At 42.0% G+C, this 18016-nt stretch carries 17 protein-coding genes; 9 read left to right on the top strand and 8 right to left on the bottom strand.

Annotated elements, in window-relative coordinates; translation table 11 throughout:
- Window positions 1-631: 631 nt before the first annotated feature.
- Entirely contained in the window at window positions 632-1648 is a 1017-nt protein-coding gene (locus ACT8YW_RS01400; RefSeq protein ID WP_004300861.1) for an energy transducer TonB, read from the bottom strand.
- Between the two features lie 120 nt (window positions 1649-1768).
- On the opposite strand from ACT8YW_RS01400, the gene pheS reads away from it, so the two are divergent.
- The 8 genes from pheS to ACT8YW_RS01360 all read left to right on the top strand — a co-directional run bounded on the left by pheS (window position 1769) and on the right by ACT8YW_RS01360 (window position 11901).
- Window positions 1769-2788, top strand: coding sequence for a phenylalanine--tRNA ligase subunit alpha (gene pheS, locus ACT8YW_RS01395; protein ID WP_004300862.1), 1020 nt, complete (start codon window positions 1769-1771; stop codon window positions 2786-2788).
- 148 nt (window positions 2789-2936) lie between these two features.
- Complete coding sequence (locus tag ACT8YW_RS01390) at window positions 2937-4136, top strand: MFS transporter (RefSeq protein WP_117937415.1); 1200 nt, start codon at window positions 2937-2939, stop codon at window positions 4134-4136.
- The gene (nth, locus tag ACT8YW_RS01385) at window positions 4133-4810 is read left to right on the top strand and encodes an endonuclease III (RefSeq protein WP_004300865.1); all 678 of its coding nucleotides are present in this window, start codon (window positions 4133-4135) and stop codon (window positions 4808-4810) included. Before ACT8YW_RS01390 ends, nth begins: the two co-directional genes overlap by 4 nt.
- 93 nt (window positions 4811-4903) lie before the next feature.
- Entirely contained in the window at window positions 4904-6163 is a 1260-nt protein-coding gene (locus ACT8YW_RS01380) for a phosphoglycerate kinase (protein WP_004300866.1), read from the top strand.
- A 106-nt stretch (window positions 6164-6269) separates the two neighbouring features.
- Window positions 6270-7247 carry an ABC transporter substrate-binding protein gene (locus ACT8YW_RS01375; RefSeq protein WP_444103734.1) on the top strand — a complete coding sequence of 326 codons (978 nt, stop codon included), beginning with the start codon at window positions 6270-6272 and terminating at the stop codon, window positions 7245-7247.
- Between the two features lie 24 nt (window positions 7248-7271).
- Window positions 7272-8315: a porin gene (locus ACT8YW_RS01370; RefSeq protein WP_272196316.1), complete on the top strand. Its 1044-nt coding sequence runs from the start codon at window positions 7272-7274 to the stop codon at window positions 8313-8315.
- Window positions 8316-8501: 186 nt separating this feature from the next.
- On the top strand, window positions 8502-9686 hold the full coding sequence (locus ACT8YW_RS01365; RefSeq protein WP_444103733.1) for a DUF418 domain-containing protein: 1185 nt from the start codon (window positions 8502-8504) through the stop codon (window positions 9684-9686).
- 7 nt (window positions 9687-9693) lie between these two features.
- The gene (locus ACT8YW_RS01360) at window positions 9694-11901 is read left to right on the top strand and encodes a tetratricopeptide repeat protein (RefSeq protein ID WP_444103732.1); all 2208 of its coding nucleotides are present in this window, start codon (window positions 9694-9696) and stop codon (window positions 11899-11901) included.
- 189 nt (window positions 11902-12090) lie between these two features.
- Here ACT8YW_RS01360 and ACT8YW_RS01355 read toward each other — a convergent pair whose 3' ends face one another.
- Genes ACT8YW_RS01355 through ACT8YW_RS01335 form a run of 5 tightly spaced genes read right to left on the bottom strand, consistent with a single transcriptional unit; the run spans window position 12091 to window position 14891 of the window.
- Window positions 12091-12672 (bottom strand): Maf-like protein, encoded by a 582-nt coding sequence (locus ACT8YW_RS01355; RefSeq protein WP_444103731.1) that lies wholly within the window; start codon window positions 12670-12672, stop codon window positions 12091-12093.
- A 40-nt stretch (window positions 12673-12712) separates the two neighbouring features.
- On the bottom strand, window positions 12713-13234 hold the full coding sequence (locus ACT8YW_RS01350; protein WP_004304399.1) for a KdsC family phosphatase: 522 nt from the start codon (window positions 13232-13234) through the stop codon (window positions 12713-12715).
- The gene (locus tag ACT8YW_RS01345) at window positions 13215-14009 is read right to left on the bottom strand and encodes a Rossmann-like and DUF2520 domain-containing protein (protein ID WP_008999814.1); all 795 of its coding nucleotides are present in this window, start codon (window positions 14007-14009) and stop codon (window positions 13215-13217) included. Before ACT8YW_RS01345 ends, ACT8YW_RS01350 begins: the two co-directional genes overlap by 20 nt.
- Before the next feature lie 7 nt (window positions 14010-14016).
- Window positions 14017-14352 (bottom strand): hypothetical protein, encoded by a 336-nt coding sequence (locus ACT8YW_RS01340; protein WP_004311402.1) that lies wholly within the window; start codon window positions 14350-14352, stop codon window positions 14017-14019.
- A gap of 2 nt (window positions 14353-14354) precedes the next feature.
- Window positions 14355-14891 carry a nitroreductase family protein gene (locus ACT8YW_RS01335; protein ID WP_444103730.1) on the bottom strand — a complete coding sequence of 179 codons (537 nt, stop codon included), beginning with the start codon at window positions 14889-14891 and terminating at the stop codon, window positions 14355-14357.
- A 122-nt stretch (window positions 14892-15013) separates the two neighbouring features.
- Between ACT8YW_RS01335 and ACT8YW_RS01330 the strand changes: the two genes are divergently transcribed.
- Window positions 15014-15238: a hypothetical protein gene (locus ACT8YW_RS01330; RefSeq protein ID WP_004300876.1), complete on the top strand. Its 225-nt coding sequence runs from the start codon at window positions 15014-15016 to the stop codon at window positions 15236-15238.
- An 88-nt stretch (window positions 15239-15326) separates the two neighbouring features.
- Here the strand turns inward: ACT8YW_RS01330 and ACT8YW_RS01325 are convergent, their stop codons facing one another.
- Together ACT8YW_RS01325 and ACT8YW_RS01320 are read right to left on the bottom strand one after the other, a co-directional pair.
- Window positions 15327-15869 (bottom strand): beta-class carbonic anhydrase, encoded by a 543-nt coding sequence (locus ACT8YW_RS01325; RefSeq protein WP_004321516.1) that lies wholly within the window; start codon window positions 15867-15869, stop codon window positions 15327-15329.
- Between the two features lie 103 nt (window positions 15870-15972).
- A complete protein-coding gene (locus ACT8YW_RS01320; protein WP_444103729.1) occupies window positions 15973-18003 on the bottom strand; it encodes a RagB/SusD family nutrient uptake outer membrane protein in 2031 nt (676 codons plus the stop codon).
- Window positions 18004-18016 lie beyond the last annotated feature (13 nt).

Here is an 18016-nt window from a genome sequence, read left to right as displayed (position 1 = left end):
CAAAGGTAAAAATGACTGATAGGATAAACAAGAGCCATACAATGAGTGCTTACAGTTACAATAGAATTTTATATAAGACAAATAAGTAAACAACTACACGGGAGAATAGTTTCATCGGTGAGAAACTAAAGTTCCATCAGTGTGAAACTATAGTTTCATCAGTAAGAAACTAATAGTTCCAAACAAGAGAAACTAAAGTTTCAAGGCGATGAAACTGTAGTTTCGAACCGCAAAACCAATAGTTTCAAGGCTTGAAACTATCGGTTACAAGGCAGGTCCCGCCCCGTAAGTACAGGGGTAATAAATAAAATAGCTTATCTGCCTGTGGTTAATACTATTCAGGCAATGAAACTTCATCTGTGATTTTTACTTGATTTGGGTATGCATCTCTACCATACCGTCTTTGCAGTGCGTTCATCTCTTCTTAGCTTTGCAGTGACAGCATTATTGCCGTCACAGTGCTGTCACCATGCTGCTGTCACGCCATTAACTTTTCATAATCAAACAGTTAAGTTACAATCTGTGACAGATGACAGCAAATTTATTTTTTTTATTTATTGGAGAGAGTATAAGTTCAACTTATAAATGCAATATTTCTTTTTTATTAATCGGACTTTAGATGCAAAGTTGCTTATTTATTCCGATAGAGTTGCGGACGGAAAGGAACATAAAGAGTGTAATTACTATCCGCCGGCTTTCCTCCCACCAATGCAGGTGACCATTTCGGCATTCCTTTGACAATGCGGAGAGCCTCCTCTGCAAATTCCGGATGAGTGGAACGTAGAATATGAGGACGAAGGATAACCCCTTCTTTATCAATAGTAAACTCACACAAAGCATAACCCGAAACATTCTTCTCCAAAAGCCCTGACGGATAAACCATTTCACTGGCAATATATTCTTCCGGAGTCATCGCAGAGAAATGAGCAGGTTCCTCCACCTGTCTTCCGGAAAGTGTCTTTGAACGGGGACCCACCGGATAAATTCCGATATACATCGGCCGCTTATAAGCATCCGGCTCTTCCTTGGTGCGCTGTTGCAATGCTTTTAATAAAGCAGCAGCCTCCACTGCCAACGTCTGTTCAGAAATATTTTCCCCTCGGGATAACATATATGCCGACTGACAAACCAATACAAGACGTTCCATCAACGTTCCTTTTTCCGGCGACCATTTACGTCCCATCTGCTCTTTACCTTTAGCATCCGTAGAAGAGAAAAAATAAACAATTCCATCCAAACCAGCCGTAGAACCGTCCAAATCCTGTACCTGCTCTGTCACCAAACGAAAGATAGCCCCTAAAGACTGATATAGGGAAGCACTAATGACAACCGATTTAGTATCCACCGTCACCGTCCCCTTCTCTGCCTGCCAATAAGTACGCGATAATGTGTTCGAGACCAGAGTATAACGCCCGTTCCTCTTCTCTACCGACATTGCATACTCCGGCGAAAAGGAAGGGATAGCTGCAAAACGCGCATAAGGTTGTTTCTGGAAGCCCGTATTAAGTAAAGAAAACACACTACGATAATATTCGCCTAACTCGCCTGTATAAGTGGAAAAAGGTTTCACCGGCTCCAAATAGTCAATCTGGGCCGCAAGGCGAAAAGAAAAGGTTAAAAGCAGAAGACAGAAAACAATCTTTTTCATAAGTTGCCGGATTTTCGGTACATATCGGCAACAAAGATACAAATTATTTCGATGGTTCGTGATAAAATTATATCTTTGCACGGTTTTTACTAAGAAACTGAATAACAATACATCAAAAATATGATAGCTAAGATTGAACAACTTCTGAAAGAGGTGGAAGCCTTACACGCCTCCAATGCCGAAGAACTCGAAGCTCTCCGCATCAAATACCTAAGTAAGAAGGGAGCCATTAACGACTTAATGGCAGATTTCCGTAATGTAGCTGCCGAACAGAAAAAAGAAGTCGGCATGAGACTGAATGAACTGAAAACAAAAGCGCAGGACAAAATCAACGCGCTGAAAGAAATGTTTGAAAGTCAGGACAACGATTGTGACGGACTGGATTTGACGCGTTCGGCTTATCCTGTGGAACTCGGTACACGCCACCCGCTCACCATTGTAAAGAACGAAATCATTGATATCTTTGCCCGTCTGGGATTCAGCATTGCCGAAGGTCCGGAAATTGAAGATGACTGGCACGTGTTCTCGGCACTGAACTTTGCCGAAGACCATCCGGCACGCGATATGCAGGACACTTTCTTTATCGAAGCTCATCCGGACGTAGTATTGCGTACACATACTTCTTCTGTACAGACCCGTGTGATGGAAACTTCACAGCCTCCTATCCGCATCATCTGTCCGGGACGTGTATATCGTAACGAAGCTATCAGCTATCGCGCACACTGTTTCTTCCATCAGGTAGAAGCGCTGTATGTAGATAAAAACGTATCATTCACCGACTTGAAGCAGGTATTGCTGCTCTTCGCCAAAGAAATGTTCGGTGCTGATACAAAGATCCGTCTGCGTCCGTCTTACTTCCCGTTTACCGAACCAAGTGCGGAAATGGATATCAGCTGTAATATCTGCGGCGGTAAAGGATGTCCGTTCTGTAAACACACCGGCTGGGTAGAAATCCTCGGTTGCGGTATGGTAGACCCGAACGTACTTGAATCAAATGGTATAGACAGCAAAATATACAGCGGTTATGCCCTCGGTATGGGTATCGAGCGTATCACAAACCTGAAATATCAGGTGAAAGACCTCCGTATGTTCTCTGAAAACGATACACGCTTCCTAAAAGAATTCGAAGCGGCATATTAATAATGTGCTAAATTTACCAGTATGCCAATGTTCCCAATGAAACCGTCGGACGGTGATCGGGACATTGGCATATTCATCAACAGACCAATCAGGCCAACGGCGTTGGTTTCCAATCAATGCGAATCGGTCGATTGAACGATCATTCATTATGGCAAAGGATAGACTCATTACTCCCAGTTATTGTTTCATCTTGGCAGCCAACTTCCTGCTATACTTCGGTTTCTGGTTGCTGATTCCTGTTTTGCCGTTCTATTTATCCGAATTCTTCCAGGCTGGAAATTCCACTATCGGCATTGTCCTCTCCTGCTACACGGTGGCAGCTCTCTGTATCCGTCCATTTTCCGGTTATCTGCTCGACACGTTTGCCCGAAAACCTCTTTATCTGTTTGCTTACTTCATCTTTATGATGATGTTCGGCGGATATTTAATTGCCGGTTCCCTTACCTTATTTATTATATTCCGAATCATTCACGGTGTCTCTTTCGGAATGGTCACAGTAGGCGGAAACACGGTAGTAATAGACATTATGCCCTCTTCCCGGCGAGGGGAAGGCTTAGGTTATTACGGGCTTACCAACAATACAGCCATGTCCATCGGACCGATGTTCGGACTGTTTCTGCATGATGCGGGAGTTTCTTTTGCTACGATATTCTGCTATGCATTCGGTTCCTGTATTTTAGGTTTTCTATGCGCAAGTCTGGTTAAAACGCCCTACAAGCCTCCTGTGAAACGGGAACCGATCTCGCTCGACCGCTTTATCCTGATGAAAGGACTGCCTGCCGGACTTAGTCTGCTGCTGCTTTCCATCCCTTACGGAATGACGACCAACTATGTTGCTATGTACGCCCGCCAAATAGGATTGAACACACAAACCGGGTTCTTCTTCACCTTTATGGCAGTCGGTATGGCCATTTCGCGTATCTTTTCAGGAAAACTGGTGGATCGCGGAAAAATAACGCAAGTAATAGCTGCCGGATTATACCTGGTTGTTTTCAGTTTCTTCCTGCTTTCAACTTGTGTATATGTGATTCAATGGAATGATACAGCCTGTACCTTGCTCTTTTTTGGCATTGCATTATTAATGGGTGTCGGGTTTGGAATTATGTTTCCGGCATTTAACACGCTGTTTGTCAACCTCGCCCCCAACAGTCAGCGGGGAACAGCGACTTCCACCTACCTCACTTCCTGGGATGTAGGAATCGGTATCGGTATGCTGACGGGAGGATATATCGCAGAAATAAGTACATTTGATAAGGCTTATCTTTTCGGAGCCTGCCTGACGGTAGTTTCCGCTCTCTATTTCAGACTAAAAGTGACGCCTCATTACCATAAAAACAAGCTACGATGAGAAAGAAAGAACGTTATGAGAAAGTAATCGCCTGGTTTCAGGACAACATACCTGTAGCCGAAACCGAACTGCATTACAACAATCCGTATGAGTTGCTGATCGCTGTTATTCTTTCTGCACAATGTACGGACAAACGAGTGAATATCATCACTCCCCCTTTGTATAAAGATTTTCCGACTCCGGAAGCATTGGCTGCCACTACCCCGGAAGTAATTTTCGAATATATACGAAGCGTGTCTTATCCCAACAACAAAGCCAAACATCTGGTCGGTATGGCAAAGATGCTGGTGAATGACTTCAATAGCGAGGTGCCGGATAATCTGGAAGATCTGATAAAGTTGCCCGGTGTAGGAAGAAAGACTGCCAATGTGATCCAGTCGGTTGTATTCAAAAAAGCAGCTATGGCGGTAGATACACACGTGTTCCGTGTCAGCCACCGTATCGGACTGGTGCCGGACAGTTGCACCACCCCGTTCAGCGTGGAAAAAGAACTGGTGAAGAATATTCCGGAAAAGCTCATACCGATTGCCCATCACTGGCTCATCCTGCACGGCCGTTACGTTTGTCAGGCACGTACTCCCAAATGTGACACCTGTGGTTTGCAAATGATGTGCAAATATTTCTGTAACACCTATAAAGTTACAAAAGAGGAACCAAAAGCCAAGAATAAATAACGATTTAATAGCAAGGAACCGAAATAAATAGTAACTTTGCGGTCGTTCTAAAAGAAGAATTTTAAAAACACTTTTAAATAAAAATAGAGTATTATGCAGACAATTGACAAATTCAATTTTGCCGGTAAAAAGGCATTTGTTCGCGTGGACTTCAATGTACCCCTGGACGAAAACTTCAACATTACAGATGACACTCGTATGCGTGCAGCTCTTCCTACTTTGAAGAAGATTCTGGCAGACGGCGGAAGCATCATCATTGGCTCTCACCTGGGCCGTCCGAAAGGCGTTGCCGATAAATTCTCTTTGAAACATATCATCAAGCATCTGTCTGAATTGCTGGGCGTTGAGGTTCAGTTCGCTAACGACTGCATGGGCGAAGAAGCTGCTGTAAAAGCTGCTGCTCTGCAACCGGGAGAAGTGCTGTTGCTCGAAAATCTTCGCTTCTATGCTGAAGAAGAAGGCAAACCAAGAGGTTTGGCTGAAGATGCAACTGACGAAGAAAAAGCTGCTGCTAAGAAAGCAGTAAAAGAAAGCCAGAAAGAATTTACCAAGAAATTGGCTTCTTACGCTGACTGCTATGTAAACGACGCATTCGGTACTGCTCACCGTGCACACGCTTCTACAGCATTGATCGCTAAATATTTCGATGTAAACAACAAGATGTTCGGTTACTTGATGGAAAAAGAAGTGAAAGCTGTTGATAAAGTATTGAACGATATCAAACGTCCGTTCACTGCTATTATGGGCGGTTCTAAAGTTTCTTCTAAAATCGAAATCATCGAAAACCTGTTGAGCAAGGTGGACAACCTGATTATCGCCGGTGGTATGACTTATACATTTACTAAAGCAATGGGTGGTAAAATCGGTATCTCTATCTGTGAGGACGACAAACTTGACCTGGCTTTGGATTTGATGAAAAAAGCAAAAGAAAAAGGTGTAAACCTGGTATTGGCTGTTGACGCTAAGATTGCTGACGCATTCTCTAACGATGCAAATACTAAATTCTGTGCTGTTGACGAAATTCCTGACGGATGGGAAGGTCTTGATATCGGTCCTAAGACTGAAGAAATCTTCGCTAACGTTATCAAAGAATCTAAGACTATTCTTTGGAACGGTCCTACAGGCGTATTCGAATTTGATAACTTCACTCACGGCTCACGTGCAGTAGGTGAAGCAATCGTTGAAGCAACTAAGAACGGCGCATTCTCACTTGTGGGTGGTGGCGACTCTGTAGCTTGTGTTAACAAGTTTGGTTTGGCTAGCGGTGTATCTTATGTTTCAACTGGTGGTGGCGCATTGCTCGAAGCAATCGAAGGAAAAGTTCTTCCGGGTATCGCTGCTATTCAAGAATAAGATAATTGTTAAAATCACATAGTTAATTATTAGAAGGGCAGTTCTTTGTGAAAAGAGTTGCCCTTATTTATAAAAACAGAATTCCTCTTATTTATAAAAACGAGGTATGAAAAGACCGATACTATTCTTTTGGTTCATCCTTTTCTTCCTTTACTCTTGTCAGAGAAAGAAAGGAGAGAGCTCTTTTTTACCTCTACCCGAACTGCAACCACTTACCCTGGGCATGATGCCTACACTGGACGGACTTCCTTTTCATATAGCCAAAACGCAAGGCATTTACGACTCATTAGGACTGGATTTGACCATTCTTTCATTCAACTCTGCCAACGACCGGGACGCCGCTTTCCAAACCCGGAAAATGGATGGCATGATTACTGACTATCCCAGTGCGGTAGCATTACAAGCTATTCATCATACTGATTTAGGATTCATCCTGAAGAATGATGGTTATTTCTGCTTCATTGTCTCCAAAGAAAGTAACATCAACCAACTGGAACAGCTCAAGGAAAAGAATATCGCCGTGTCGCGCAACACAGTTATCGAATATGCCACCGACCAGCTATTAAGCAAAGCCGGAATCAAGCATGCGGAAATAAACATGCCGGAAATCGGCCAGCTTCCTCTCCGTCTGCAAATGTTGCAGTACAATCAAATTGAGGCCTCTTTCCTACCCGACCCTGCCGCATCCATCGCCATGAACAGTAAACATCGTTCATTGGTAAGTACGCAAGAGTTGGGTATCGATTTCACCGCTACCGCTTTTTCACGAAAAGCGCTCAACGAGAAGAGAGAAGAAATCGAGCTACTCATCACAGGATATAACCTAGGAGTAGATTACATAAAAATGCACCCGCAGAAAGAATGGGAGCAAGTATTGATAGAAATAGGTGTGCCCGAAAATCTGACAGGACTCGTCGCCCTCCCCAATTATCAAAAAGCAAAACGCCCCTCCGCTGAAGCGATAGACAAGGCTATACACTGGCTGAAAGAAAATCACCGAATACCCCAAACCTACTCTGAAAAGAATCTGATTGACACTACATTTATTCCCACAGTATCAACCATAATACAGTATCAACCATAATCAAAATCAAATAACAACTAACTCATGCGAAAAACACTACTCCAACTCTTAACCTTTGTATTATGCATTACAAGTATGCAAAATCCTCTCCTGGCACAGGAGCAGACACCATTAAATCAAGTTGTCAACACACTGAAAGAACGGATTAGTCTCTCCGGATATGCCCAACTGGGATACACTTATGACGATGCAGCGAATCCGGATAACACATTCGACATCAAACGAATCATTTTCATGGCACACGGAAAGATCACCAAACGGTGGACTTGTGATTTTATGTACGACTTCTACAACGGGGGCATGTTACTCGAAGTGTATACCGATTATCAGTTTCTCCCCGGACTTACGGCACGTATCGGTGAATTCAAGGTTCCTTATACCATAGAAAACGAATTGTCTCCTACTACAGTAGAACTTATCAATTGCTATTCACAGTCTGTCTGCTATCTGGCAGGAGTAAGCGGTAGTGATAAGTGTTACGGAATGACTTCCGGACGGGATATAGGTATGATGCTTCACGGGAAATTATTTCGTGACTTCCTACAATATAAAGTAGCTGTAATGAACGGACAGGGACTGAATACCAAAGACAAAAACAGTCAAAAAGATGTGGTCGGTAATCTGATGGTTAATCCGCTGAAATGGTTGTCCGTAGGTGGTTCGTTTATCCGCGGAACAGGACACGCCATAGCTGACTCTGAATATACCGGAATCAAAGCAGGAGAAAATTACGCTAAGAGACGCTGGAGTGCAGGAGGGGTTGTCACCACTTCCACTTTTAATCTGCGTACGGAATATCTTGCCGGAAAAGACAGGAATGTGAAAAGTGAAGGTTTCTATGCAACAGGAAGCGTGCGTTTTGCCCGGAATTTCGATTTCATCGCTTCGTTCGATTATTTCGACCCGAACAAAGCTGCAGATTTCAAACAAAATAACTATATTGCAGGCGTACAATACTGGTTTTATCCCAGATGCCGGTTACAGGCACAATACACCTTTTGTAATAAGAAAGGAGACGGACAAAAAGATTCCAACCTGATACAGGCACAGGTACAAGTGAGGTTTTAAATTCAAGGACTAAATTTAAGTATTAGGTATCAAGTATTAGAGCCGAAGCATCAGGGTTAAGTTCCAAGGTAAAGTATCAAGGCTATAGTAAGTAGTACCTTAACAATAGGATTAAAGCAGTAGAGTTGAAGCAGCCGAATCAAATAATTATAAAATATAAACCTTATTAATAACAGAACAAAAATCATGGAACACAAAATCGCCGAAACCAACGCCCGAATAGACGTGGCCGACGTATTAAGAGGATTGGCAGTAATGGGGATCATCCTCTTGCACAGCATTGAACACTTTAATTTCTATTCTTTCCCGGAAGAAGTCCCTTTTGAATGGATGAAATTTACCGATCAGGCTATCTGGAGAGGATTATTCTTCACATTCAGTAATAAAGCATACGCTGTATTTGCTTTGCTCTTCGGTTTCAGTTTCTATATTCAGGACAATAACCAACAACGGAGAGGGAAAGATTTCCGCCTGCGTTTTTTATGGAGATTATTCATCCTATTCATTATAGGACAATTCAATGCCGCTTTCTTTACCGGCGAAATATTAACCATGTATGCGATTTTAGGAATTATCCTGCCGATATTCTGCCGGATGAGTGACCGTACAGTTGCCATCTTTGCTACTTTATTAATCCTTCAACCTATCGACTGGGCAAAATTGATCTATGCCTTGTGCAATCCTGACTATGTGGCAGGTAAAAGTTTGGCAGGTTATTATTTCAGCATCGCTTTCGACGTACAAAAACATGGCAGCTTCCTTGAAACAGTCCGCATGAATATGTGGGAAGGACAAATGGCTAACATGACCTGGGCTTTGGAACATGGACGTATCTTACAAACACCGGGATTATTCCTATTCGGAATGCTGGTTGGCCGCCGCAAATATTTCCTGTATAGCGAACAGAACGAACGCTTGTGGTTAAAAGCATTAGCCATTTCGCTTCTCTGCTTCTTCCCCATCTACGGATTGAACAATATGTTGCCGGAATTCATCGAACGGAGTGCCGTCCTTGTTCCTCTACAGTTGATATTAAGTTCATTCAGCAGCCTTAGTTTCATGGTATTACTGGTGACAGGATTACTGTTGACTTTCTACCGTGTGAAAGACCGCAGTTTCTTTATGCGTTTCACATCTTATGGTAAAATGAGTTTAACGAATTATCTCGGGCAATCCATTTTCGGTTCTCTTTTGTTCTATCATTGGGGATTCGAATTGGGACGATATTTAGGAATCACATATAGCTTCCTTTTTGGCATCCTTTTTGTTCTATTACAAATGGTATTCTGTTCGTGGTGGCTCCGACACCATAAACATGGTCCTTTTGAGGGTCTCTGGAAACGTTTGACTTGGATTGGAAAAAATAAATAATTAAATAATGATGAACGAAAAAACGATTAATGAACAATACGCATATATACGTGCCTTACTTGAAGAGAAAAGACTCAAGGAAGCTCTGATGCAGTTGGAATCTCTGCTGTGGCAGTGTCCTGACTGGGATCTACGCACTCGCCTGGAACAATTGCAGACCTCTTACAAATATATGCTGGAATACATGAAACAGGGAGCAAACGACCCTGAACGGTGGAACCTGTATCAGAAAATGGTAGCAGACACCTGGGGAATTGCCGACCAATCACGTTTGCTCATATTGGATAACGCTTCATCAAGATACTATCATGAAGTACGACGTACTCCCAAATCGCCAGATTTGTCAAACTATGGTCTTAAAACCATATTACACATACTGGAATCTTTTAATGACGACTTGGCAGTCAGCGGATTACTGTCTGACGAAAAGATGGATGAAGTATTAAAGCGGCATGAGGACACACTCAAGTTTATGTTTATCAGAACATGGACAAACAGCGCATGGACTCCCGAAGACGAGGAAGATGCAAAAGCCATGCTTGCCTCGGAATTACTTCCGGGAGACGACTTATGCTTATTTGTCAGTGCCCTCACATTGAGCTTGATGGAATGTTTCGACTTACGAAAAATAATGTGGTTGCTTGATGCTTACGAGCATCCCAACGTCAACGTCAGCCAACGGGCATTGGTTGGTGCGATGATTATTTTCCACATTTACAGAAGCCGCCTTACTTTCTATCCGGAACTGATAAAAAGGGTGGATCTCATGGAAGAAATTCCTTCATTCAGAGAAGATGTCGCTCGCATTTACCGCCAAATGCTATTATGTCAGGAAACGGAAAAGATTGACAAAAAAATGAGGGAGGAGATTATTCCCGAAATGCTGAAGAATGTTTCCTCCATGAAAAATATGCGGTTCGGCTTTGAAGAAAGCGATGAAGAGAACAACGACATGAATCCGGATTGGGAAGATGCATTCGAGAAATCCGGACTGGGGGATAAATTGCGTGAAATGAACGAATTGCAGTTGGAGGGTGCAGATGTATATATGAGTACTTTTGCGGCTTTGAAAAACTATCCGTTCTTCCGCGAGGTGCATAACTGGTTTTATCCATTCAGCAAGCAACAGTCTAATGTGCTCAAGGCAATGAAGCAGGCAGGAAATCAGGGAGGCAGTCTACTGGATTTAATTCTTCAATCGGGATTCTTCAGTAACAGTGATAAGTACTCTCTCTTTTTCACGATCCATCAATTGCCACAGTCACAACAGGATATGATGTTGAGCCAACTGAATGAACAACAGGTTGCAGAATTGGCGGAGAAATCGAATGTTGAGACGATGAAGAAATTCAATGAACGTCCGGGAACGGTCAGCAACCAGTACCTGCACGATTTGTATCGCTTCTTCAAACTTAGTGTGCGCAAGAGTGAATTCAGAGATATTTTTAAAGAGAAGCTCGATCTTCATCATGTCCCTGCACTCGACAATATATTGCACTGGGAAGATGTATTGTTCCCCATTGCCGATTTCTACCTGTCAAAGGAACGTTGGGACGAGGCTATCGAAATTTATGAAGAGTTGGAAACGATTGGCGGATTCGAAGGAGAGAGTGCTGAATATTACCAGAAGTTTGGCTATGCATTGCAGAAAAGAAAGAAATATGCAGAAGCTATCCAGGCTTACCTGAAAGCAGACACGTTGAAACCGGATAATATCTGGAACAATCGCCATCTGGCTATTTGTTATCGGTTGAACAGAAATTACCAGGTAGCAATCACCTATTATAAGAAGGTAGAAGAAGCTGCTCCGGAAGATACCAATGTGACTTTCCATATCGGTAGCTGTCTGGCCGAATTGGGACAATATGAAGAAGCACTGAATTATTTCTTCAAACTGGATTTTATCGAGAACAACTGTATTAAGGCATGGCGTGGTATCGGATGGTGTTCATTTATCAGCCAGAAACATGAACAGGCGATGAAGTATTATGAAAAAATAATAGAACAGAAGCCTCTGGCTATTGACTATATGAATGCAGGACATGTCGCCTGGGTGATGGGAGATATTCAGAAAGCTTCCGTTTTCTATGGAAAAGCCATTACGGCTAGTGGAAACCGGGAACGATTCCTGGAAATGTTCCATAAAGATGAAGAAGCTCTTCTCACACAAGGAATTCGGGAAGAAGATATTCCTCTGATGTTGGATTTATTATAGTCTTCCACATCTTTCAGTTTGGGATATTCAATAAATGTTCCTGCTTAAAAATACAGAAAAAGGCTGCCTCAAAATCGAAAATGAGGCAGCCTTTTTGTATTATTGGACTAAGTATATCTTGTGTATTTCATATAATCAATAAGTTAATTACACTGATACTGATATATTCAGATATATTCAAGATACTTACTACAGCTTTTTCAACTCTCCGTACAGTTTCTGTATGGGAAGTCCTATAATATTATAAAAGCTACCGGAAATTGATTTAACCCCGATATACCCGATCCATTCCTGGACGCCATAAGCTCCTGCCTTATCCATTGGCTGATAACGATCTACGTAATACAGGATTTCATCTTCCGACAAGACATCAAACAGCACTTCGGAGGAAGCGGTAAAGCTTTTTTGCCACTCAGTAGTAGTCAGGCAAACCCCTGTGAAAACCTGATGAGATTTTCCCGAGAGAGCGCGAAGCATTTCAATGGCTCCTTCCCTACCCTCCGGTTTCCCAAGTACTTTCCCATCTAACCAGACTATGGTATCTGCCGTAATCAATAATTCTCCCGGCTTCATCATGGTACGGTAGGCATCCGCCTTTTCACGGGCAATATATTCAGGTATTTCAGCACCTACCAATGTATCCGGGTATGACTCGTCTACATCCGGCAATGTTCTGACTACATAGTCTACTCCTAGTCCCGACATCAGTTCTTTCCGACGGGGAGAATTGGAAGCTAATATAATCTGATATTTCTTTAAGTTATCAAGCATGGTTTTATTCGTTATTAAACAACGATTATTTATGATTAAGTTACCAACCGAAGGCATCTTCCGCCATCCATAGACCGTGAGCTTTCAGCACCTGCTCCACCACATCACGCCCGCATCCACGACCACCGTCTGCATAAGAAATATACTTTGCAACGGATTTCACTTCCGGCACGGCATCTTTCGGGCAGCATGGCAGTCCGCACTCACACATCACTTCAATATCCGGCACGTCATCACCCATATATAGAATTTCATCATCGGTCAATCCGTACTTATCACGAAAAGCACGATAATCGTGTATCTTCACAGCAGAACCCATGTATAAATCCTTCACTCCCAGTCCCTCAAAACGGATACGTACCGCTTCTGTCCGGCCACCGGTAATGATAGCTATGTGAAGTCCTTTTTTCACAGCCAGCTGGATGGCATATCCATCTTTGATATTCACGGTACGCATCGGCTCCCCGGAAGGATGCAAAGGTACAGTAGTCGAACTCAACACTCCGTCCACATCAAAAGCTAAAGCTTTGATACGGGATAAATCATAATTGATGGTGCTCATGGATACTTTTGCTCATTAGTTTATATATTTCCTGCAATGCTGGAGAATCTACCAACATGGCAAGATGATTACTCATCACATTCTCATCGTAACGAACAGCGGGTCCGGTCTGTGCGTCACGTGGCGCCAACTCGTGGACTTTACGTGCTGTTTCATCTATCAGCGGAAGCATGACATCGAAAGGCAAGTTGTATTTTTCAAGCAAATCAGCTGCTAATGCATACATGTGGTTTGTGAAGTTACAGATAAAAACAGCAGCCAAATGCAGGCTTTTACGTTGCTCGGAAGAAGCCTCGTAGACCTTTTCCGAAAGTGTGGCAGCAACAGCCTTCAACAATTCCACGTCTTCCGGCCTTTTCGCTTCAACAAAGAAAGGCACTTCCTGAAATTTAACTTCACGTTGTTTGCTGAATGTCTGCATCGGATAAAATACTCCGTAACGTTCTGCATGCCCTTCCCAAACGCTCATCGGAATGCTTCCTGCCGTATGCACCAACAAAGACGCTTGCTTTCCTTCTGTTATCTGCGGTAACAAATCTACTAAAGCATCATCTTTCACTGATACGATATACAATTTTGCATCTTTGGAGACTGCCTGTAAATCTGTTGTATATTCAGCTTCTACTTTCTCGGCTAAGGTACGGGCAGATTCCATAGTCCGGCTATATACCTGTACAATGCGGAAACCTTTACGATAAAGAGCTTTCGCCAGATTAGTAGCCAAGTTACCTGCACCGATAAACACGATCGGTGTATCTTCTATACTTCTTTTCATTATTCTCTTATCGTTTTGCAAACCAAAATAAAACGATTCCGATGATGAGCAGTGTCAATGGCAACAGATATCCGGATAACGAACCCAATAAGGACATGACCAAACCGATATTCATCACTAGCCAAAGCCCAAGCAACACAAAACCAATTGATTTATCGCGTTTGAAAATAAGGAAACAGATCGAGGCGTACAATAGCATATTGTCCTTATTCATCACCCAAGGCAGTCCAATGGAAGAGAAATGAATCAGTTTATCAATCAGATAAAGTGCTCCGATAACGATAAAGGTAACAGCAGTAGCCAGATAGGTATCTTTACTATTATTCGCTTTAGCAGCTCCCATACTTATTTTCCTCCGAACTTGTTAATATGAATTTTCTCCCATTGAAGATGTTCTTCATTGAAAGGTTTACGTTCCATCCCTTTATGTCCGATAGCAATGACAGAAAGAATCTGAAGTTGCAAGGGAATATCCAAAATTCCATGGACAAATTCATCGGAAGGCATTCCGGTGGCAGTAAAGCGTTCGCGAACCTGCACCCAGCAACTTCCCAAGCCAAGATCTTCAGCCTGCAACTGTATCATGATGGAAGCAATGGAAGCGTCTTCAATCCAAACATCGCTGGCCAACGGATCGGCCATTACAACAATCGCCAAAGCCGCGTCGGCAATGAACGCAGAAGCCTGTTCTTTGCAATGAGACAATTCTTTCAATACCTCTTTATCATCAACCACTACAAACTGCCAACTATTACTACGTTTGGAAGAGGGAGACATCAAGGCTGCTTTCATCAATGCAACTACCTGATCTTGTGTCAATTCTTCATCGGTGAACTTCCGCATACTACGACGGTTCTTTATCAATTCACTGAAATTTTCCATATTATTTCCGGTTTCATTTGATTAATGTATGCAAAGATAATGCAAACCGGGCGTAATAGGAAATAAAAGTTTATACTAAATGAAGAATATATTGTATCTTTGCACAGAGAAATAATTTCATTATGAAAAAGCGAATTACACAGGACGATTACGTTAAAGCGAATCGTAAAGCTAGCCGTGAGGCAGAAATTGAGATGTACGGACACCCTATTTGTCACAAACGAGTGCACCAGTCAAAGAAAGTATATAACCGCAGAAAGATAAAGGCAGCCGACAAAAAGCTGCCTTATTTTTTTGTCTTCAAAATAGCGTCACTATCCTCCAGACATAGCGACACTATACAATAAGAATGGCGTCACTATCATGATAGGATAGCGTCACTATATTTAGGGGATTAAAAAAGCAGTTTATCTATTTACCTATCTATCTAATTATCTATACAATCCGCGTTAATTCCCCGGTCGTAGAATCAATAATAAATCCGTAGACTGTCACATCTGAAGGGATCAAAGGATGGCGTACAATAAAATCGACTGTTCCTCTCACCGACTTTTCCGTATCTTCGAAACCATCCAGCCACGAATGAAAGTCAACTCCGCAGAAACGCATCATGTCAATATAATCCGGATTGATTCCGCGTGCTTTCATTTTTTCGAGCATTTCTTCACTATGCATATGGCAAGCTCCACAATCAGAATGAGCAATCACCATTATTTCCTCTACCCCCAACTCAAAAATAGCAACAAGCAAACTACGTATCACGCTACCGAAAGGATGGGAAATAACGCCACCTGCATTTTTTATCATTTTCACATCGCCATTCTTAATTCCTAATGCTGCTGGCAGCAAAGCAGTCAGTCGGGTATCCATACAGGAAAGAATAGCTATTTTCTTATCGGGATATTTATTGGTAATATACGATTCGTATCCCTTGTTCTCAACAAATTGCTTGTTGTAAGCTAAAATTTCTTCTAACATAGTTCCGCTTTTTAAAAGTTCTGTTCGATTACACAAAGATATAGAAAAAAGGGACATATCATCACGACATATCCCCTCTTAATTTAAAATTTAATCTATATTGTTATTGTAAAAATCCGTCCAGACCAGACTTAGCTGTTGTACCATATCCATTGTCTCCATATTCTTCAGCATTATCAATCTGTTGAAGGAATGTTTGTGATATAGGACGCCATATATTATAAGATTTAAAACTGGAAGCAGCACGTTTGTTATATTTCGCCAAACGAGTTGAGAATGCTTGATGACGCTGCAACAATGCCCAACGTGAATGTTCTCCACAAAGTTCACGTGCATATTCATCGTAGATATCTTCTTCGGTGACAGTAGTCAGCTTATAAGACGACTCCAAAACTCCGGAACGAGCCGCACGGGCACGAAGCGTGTTCAAATATCCTGCAGCTTTTGTTCCATTACCCAAATGTTGTTCAGCCTCGGCAGCAATCAAATAAACTTCTGCCATACGCATCACAAAAATATCACCATTACGGATTTGCAAGTTACTTCCATAATATACTCCTTCATAACTCCAGATAAACTTATTCAAACATGGGTATGTTGCATATACTTTTGAAGTACGATCATAACTGCCAGGCATATCATTCTGTGTTTTCACGTAATTGCCATTTGCATCAAACAAATCATCTATATTCACACATGCATAAACACGGTCTTTCTTGTCTTCCGCCGACAAAGGTTCTTTGGACAAATAAAGGAAGAAACGATTATCATCCGCAGGCAATGGATAATCTATTACATATACTTTTTTAGGAGTCGTCAATGTTGATATATCTCCAGTAGTTACCCCTTTGGGCCACACAGACGCTGTATACTGATTTCCTCCATGAGACATCGTTTTGCCATCACAATCAACATACGGATAAATTTTTTCACCTACATGAGAAGCATCAATACCATACTTCTGACATAAATCGCTAGTCAAAGTCACTATATTCTTAGTATACGGAATCCATGCCACTTTTTCCATAGAAAATGCCCCGAAAGCAGTCTGGAATGAATTCTCCCAACGTTTATCCCAAGTTGGTTCAAAGCAGTCCAGCAAATATTTAGATGGTGCGCAGTTGCCATTGTTGGTACGTCCATAAAAATAGTTCTGTTTGTCAGATGTAATCTTACTAATATCCGACAGGTTCGTCTGATTCCAGTAAGTATACGTAAACAATTTATTATATCCCGCATTCGAATAATCCCATACGTCATCATCACCGGCATCACAACCTGCTGCAACAAAAAGCGCTTCTTTATTAGTACGGTTATTGCCATCAGCCCACATATCCGATATATCTTTATAAAGATAACCTCCATAAGTACCTCCGCCAGCTTCTGTATCCGCAATAAAGCTTTCTGCAACATCTGCCGCTCTTTGCCAGTAAGAAACACCATTCTCACTCAACCCCTGGCCGGCTCCTTGTATGTAGGCACGAGCCAAAAGTCCCATAGCCGATTTTTTTGAAACACGGGCACGATTATTACCGTAAGGAGTTGTATTCAGATTATCCGCAGCATATTTCAAATCATCAATGATGTATGAATAAATTTCAGATAACGTATTACGTTTAGGTTCCAACACAATATTATTTCCCGCTTCATTCATACAAAGAGTGATCGGACCAAAATATGTAGTCAATATCAAATGATAAAAACCACGCAAACAACGTGCTTCGGCTGTTAACACACGAATATCATCCGCATTTCCTTCTACACTTTCCGCACGGTTTATAACGGTATTACATATCCCCAAAGCAGTATACGCCTGCATAAATAATTTATCCCATGCCTTATCTTTACTCGGCGTCAGAGATTCATAATAAAAGAGTTCTTTCGAGTTATCATTATTATTTGCCGTCAACCACGTATCCGTACCAACCTCTGCAACAGATAAAAAGTCTGTCACAGTATACAGTTGACTATAAATAGGGTTATAACACTGGGTTTGCATTCCGTACCACCCGTCAAACGTAGCCAACGTTTCTTCACCGGTAACTTCCATTGGATTATATTCATCCAATGAACATGAATTGATAGTAACCATCGCACACAATGCTAAGGCCACATTATATACTAATTTCTTCATTATTTATCAGTTT

Source organism: Bacteroides sp., assembly GCF_052357945.1.
In the GTDB taxonomy this organism is placed as follows: Bacteria; Bacteroidota; Bacteroidia; order Bacteroidales; family Bacteroidaceae; genus Bacteroides.
This window is presented reverse-complemented; position numbering and strand designations above follow the sequence as displayed.

What these genes read in the sequence shown, in the direction of transcription:
- ACT8YW_RS01400 (WP_004300861.1), bottom strand. Translation starts at nt 1,648, where the DNA reads ATGAAAAAGATTGTTTTCTGTCTTCTGCTTTTAACCTTTTCTTTTCGC.
- pheS (WP_004300862.1), top strand. Translation starts at nt 1,769, where the DNA reads ATGATAGCTAAGATTGAACAACTTCTGAAAGAGGTGGAAGCCTTACAC.
- ACT8YW_RS01390 (WP_117937415.1), top strand. Translation starts at nt 2,937, where the DNA reads ATGGCAAAGGATAGACTCATTACTCCCAGTTATTGTTTCATCTTGGCA.
- nth (WP_004300865.1), top strand. Translation starts at nt 4,133, where the DNA reads ATGAGAAAGAAAGAACGTTATGAGAAAGTAATCGCCTGGTTTCAGGAC.
- ACT8YW_RS01380 (WP_004300866.1), top strand. Translation starts at nt 4,904, where the DNA reads ATGCAGACAATTGACAAATTCAATTTTGCCGGTAAAAAGGCATTTGTT.
- ACT8YW_RS01375 (WP_444103734.1), top strand. Translation starts at nt 6,270, where the DNA reads ATGAAAAGACCGATACTATTCTTTTGGTTCATCCTTTTCTTCCTTTAC.
- ACT8YW_RS01370 (WP_272196316.1), top strand. Translation starts at nt 7,272, where the DNA reads ATGCGAAAAACACTACTCCAACTCTTAACCTTTGTATTATGCATTACA.
- ACT8YW_RS01365 (WP_444103733.1), top strand. Translation starts at nt 8,502, where the DNA reads ATGGAACACAAAATCGCCGAAACCAACGCCCGAATAGACGTGGCCGAC.
- ACT8YW_RS01360 (WP_444103732.1), top strand. Translation starts at nt 9,694, where the DNA reads ATGATGAACGAAAAAACGATTAATGAACAATACGCATATATACGTGCC.
- ACT8YW_RS01355 (WP_444103731.1), bottom strand. Translation starts at nt 12,672, where the DNA reads ATGCTTGATAACTTAAAGAAATATCAGATTATATTAGCTTCCAATTCT.
- ACT8YW_RS01350 (WP_004304399.1), bottom strand. Translation starts at nt 13,234, where the DNA reads ATGAGCACCATCAATTATGATTTATCCCGTATCAAAGCTTTAGCTTTT.
- ACT8YW_RS01345 (WP_008999814.1), bottom strand. Translation starts at nt 14,009, where the DNA reads ATGAAAAGAAGTATAGAAGATACACCGATCGTGTTTATCGGTGCAGGT.
- ACT8YW_RS01340 (WP_004311402.1), bottom strand. Translation starts at nt 14,352, where the DNA reads ATGGGAGCTGCTAAAGCGAATAATAGTAAAGATACCTATCTGGCTACT.
- ACT8YW_RS01335 (WP_444103730.1), bottom strand. Translation starts at nt 14,891, where the DNA reads ATGGAAAATTTCAGTGAATTGATAAAGAACCGTCGTAGTATGCGGAAG.
- ACT8YW_RS01330 (WP_004300876.1), top strand. Translation starts at nt 15,014, where the DNA reads ATGAAAAAGCGAATTACACAGGACGATTACGTTAAAGCGAATCGTAAA.
- ACT8YW_RS01325 (WP_004321516.1), bottom strand. Translation starts at nt 15,869, where the DNA reads ATGTTAGAAGAAATTTTAGCTTACAACAAGCAATTTGTTGAGAACAAG.
- ACT8YW_RS01320 (WP_444103729.1), bottom strand. Translation starts at nt 18,003, where the DNA reads ATGAAGAAATTAGTATATAATGTGGCCTTAGCATTGTGTGCGATGGTT.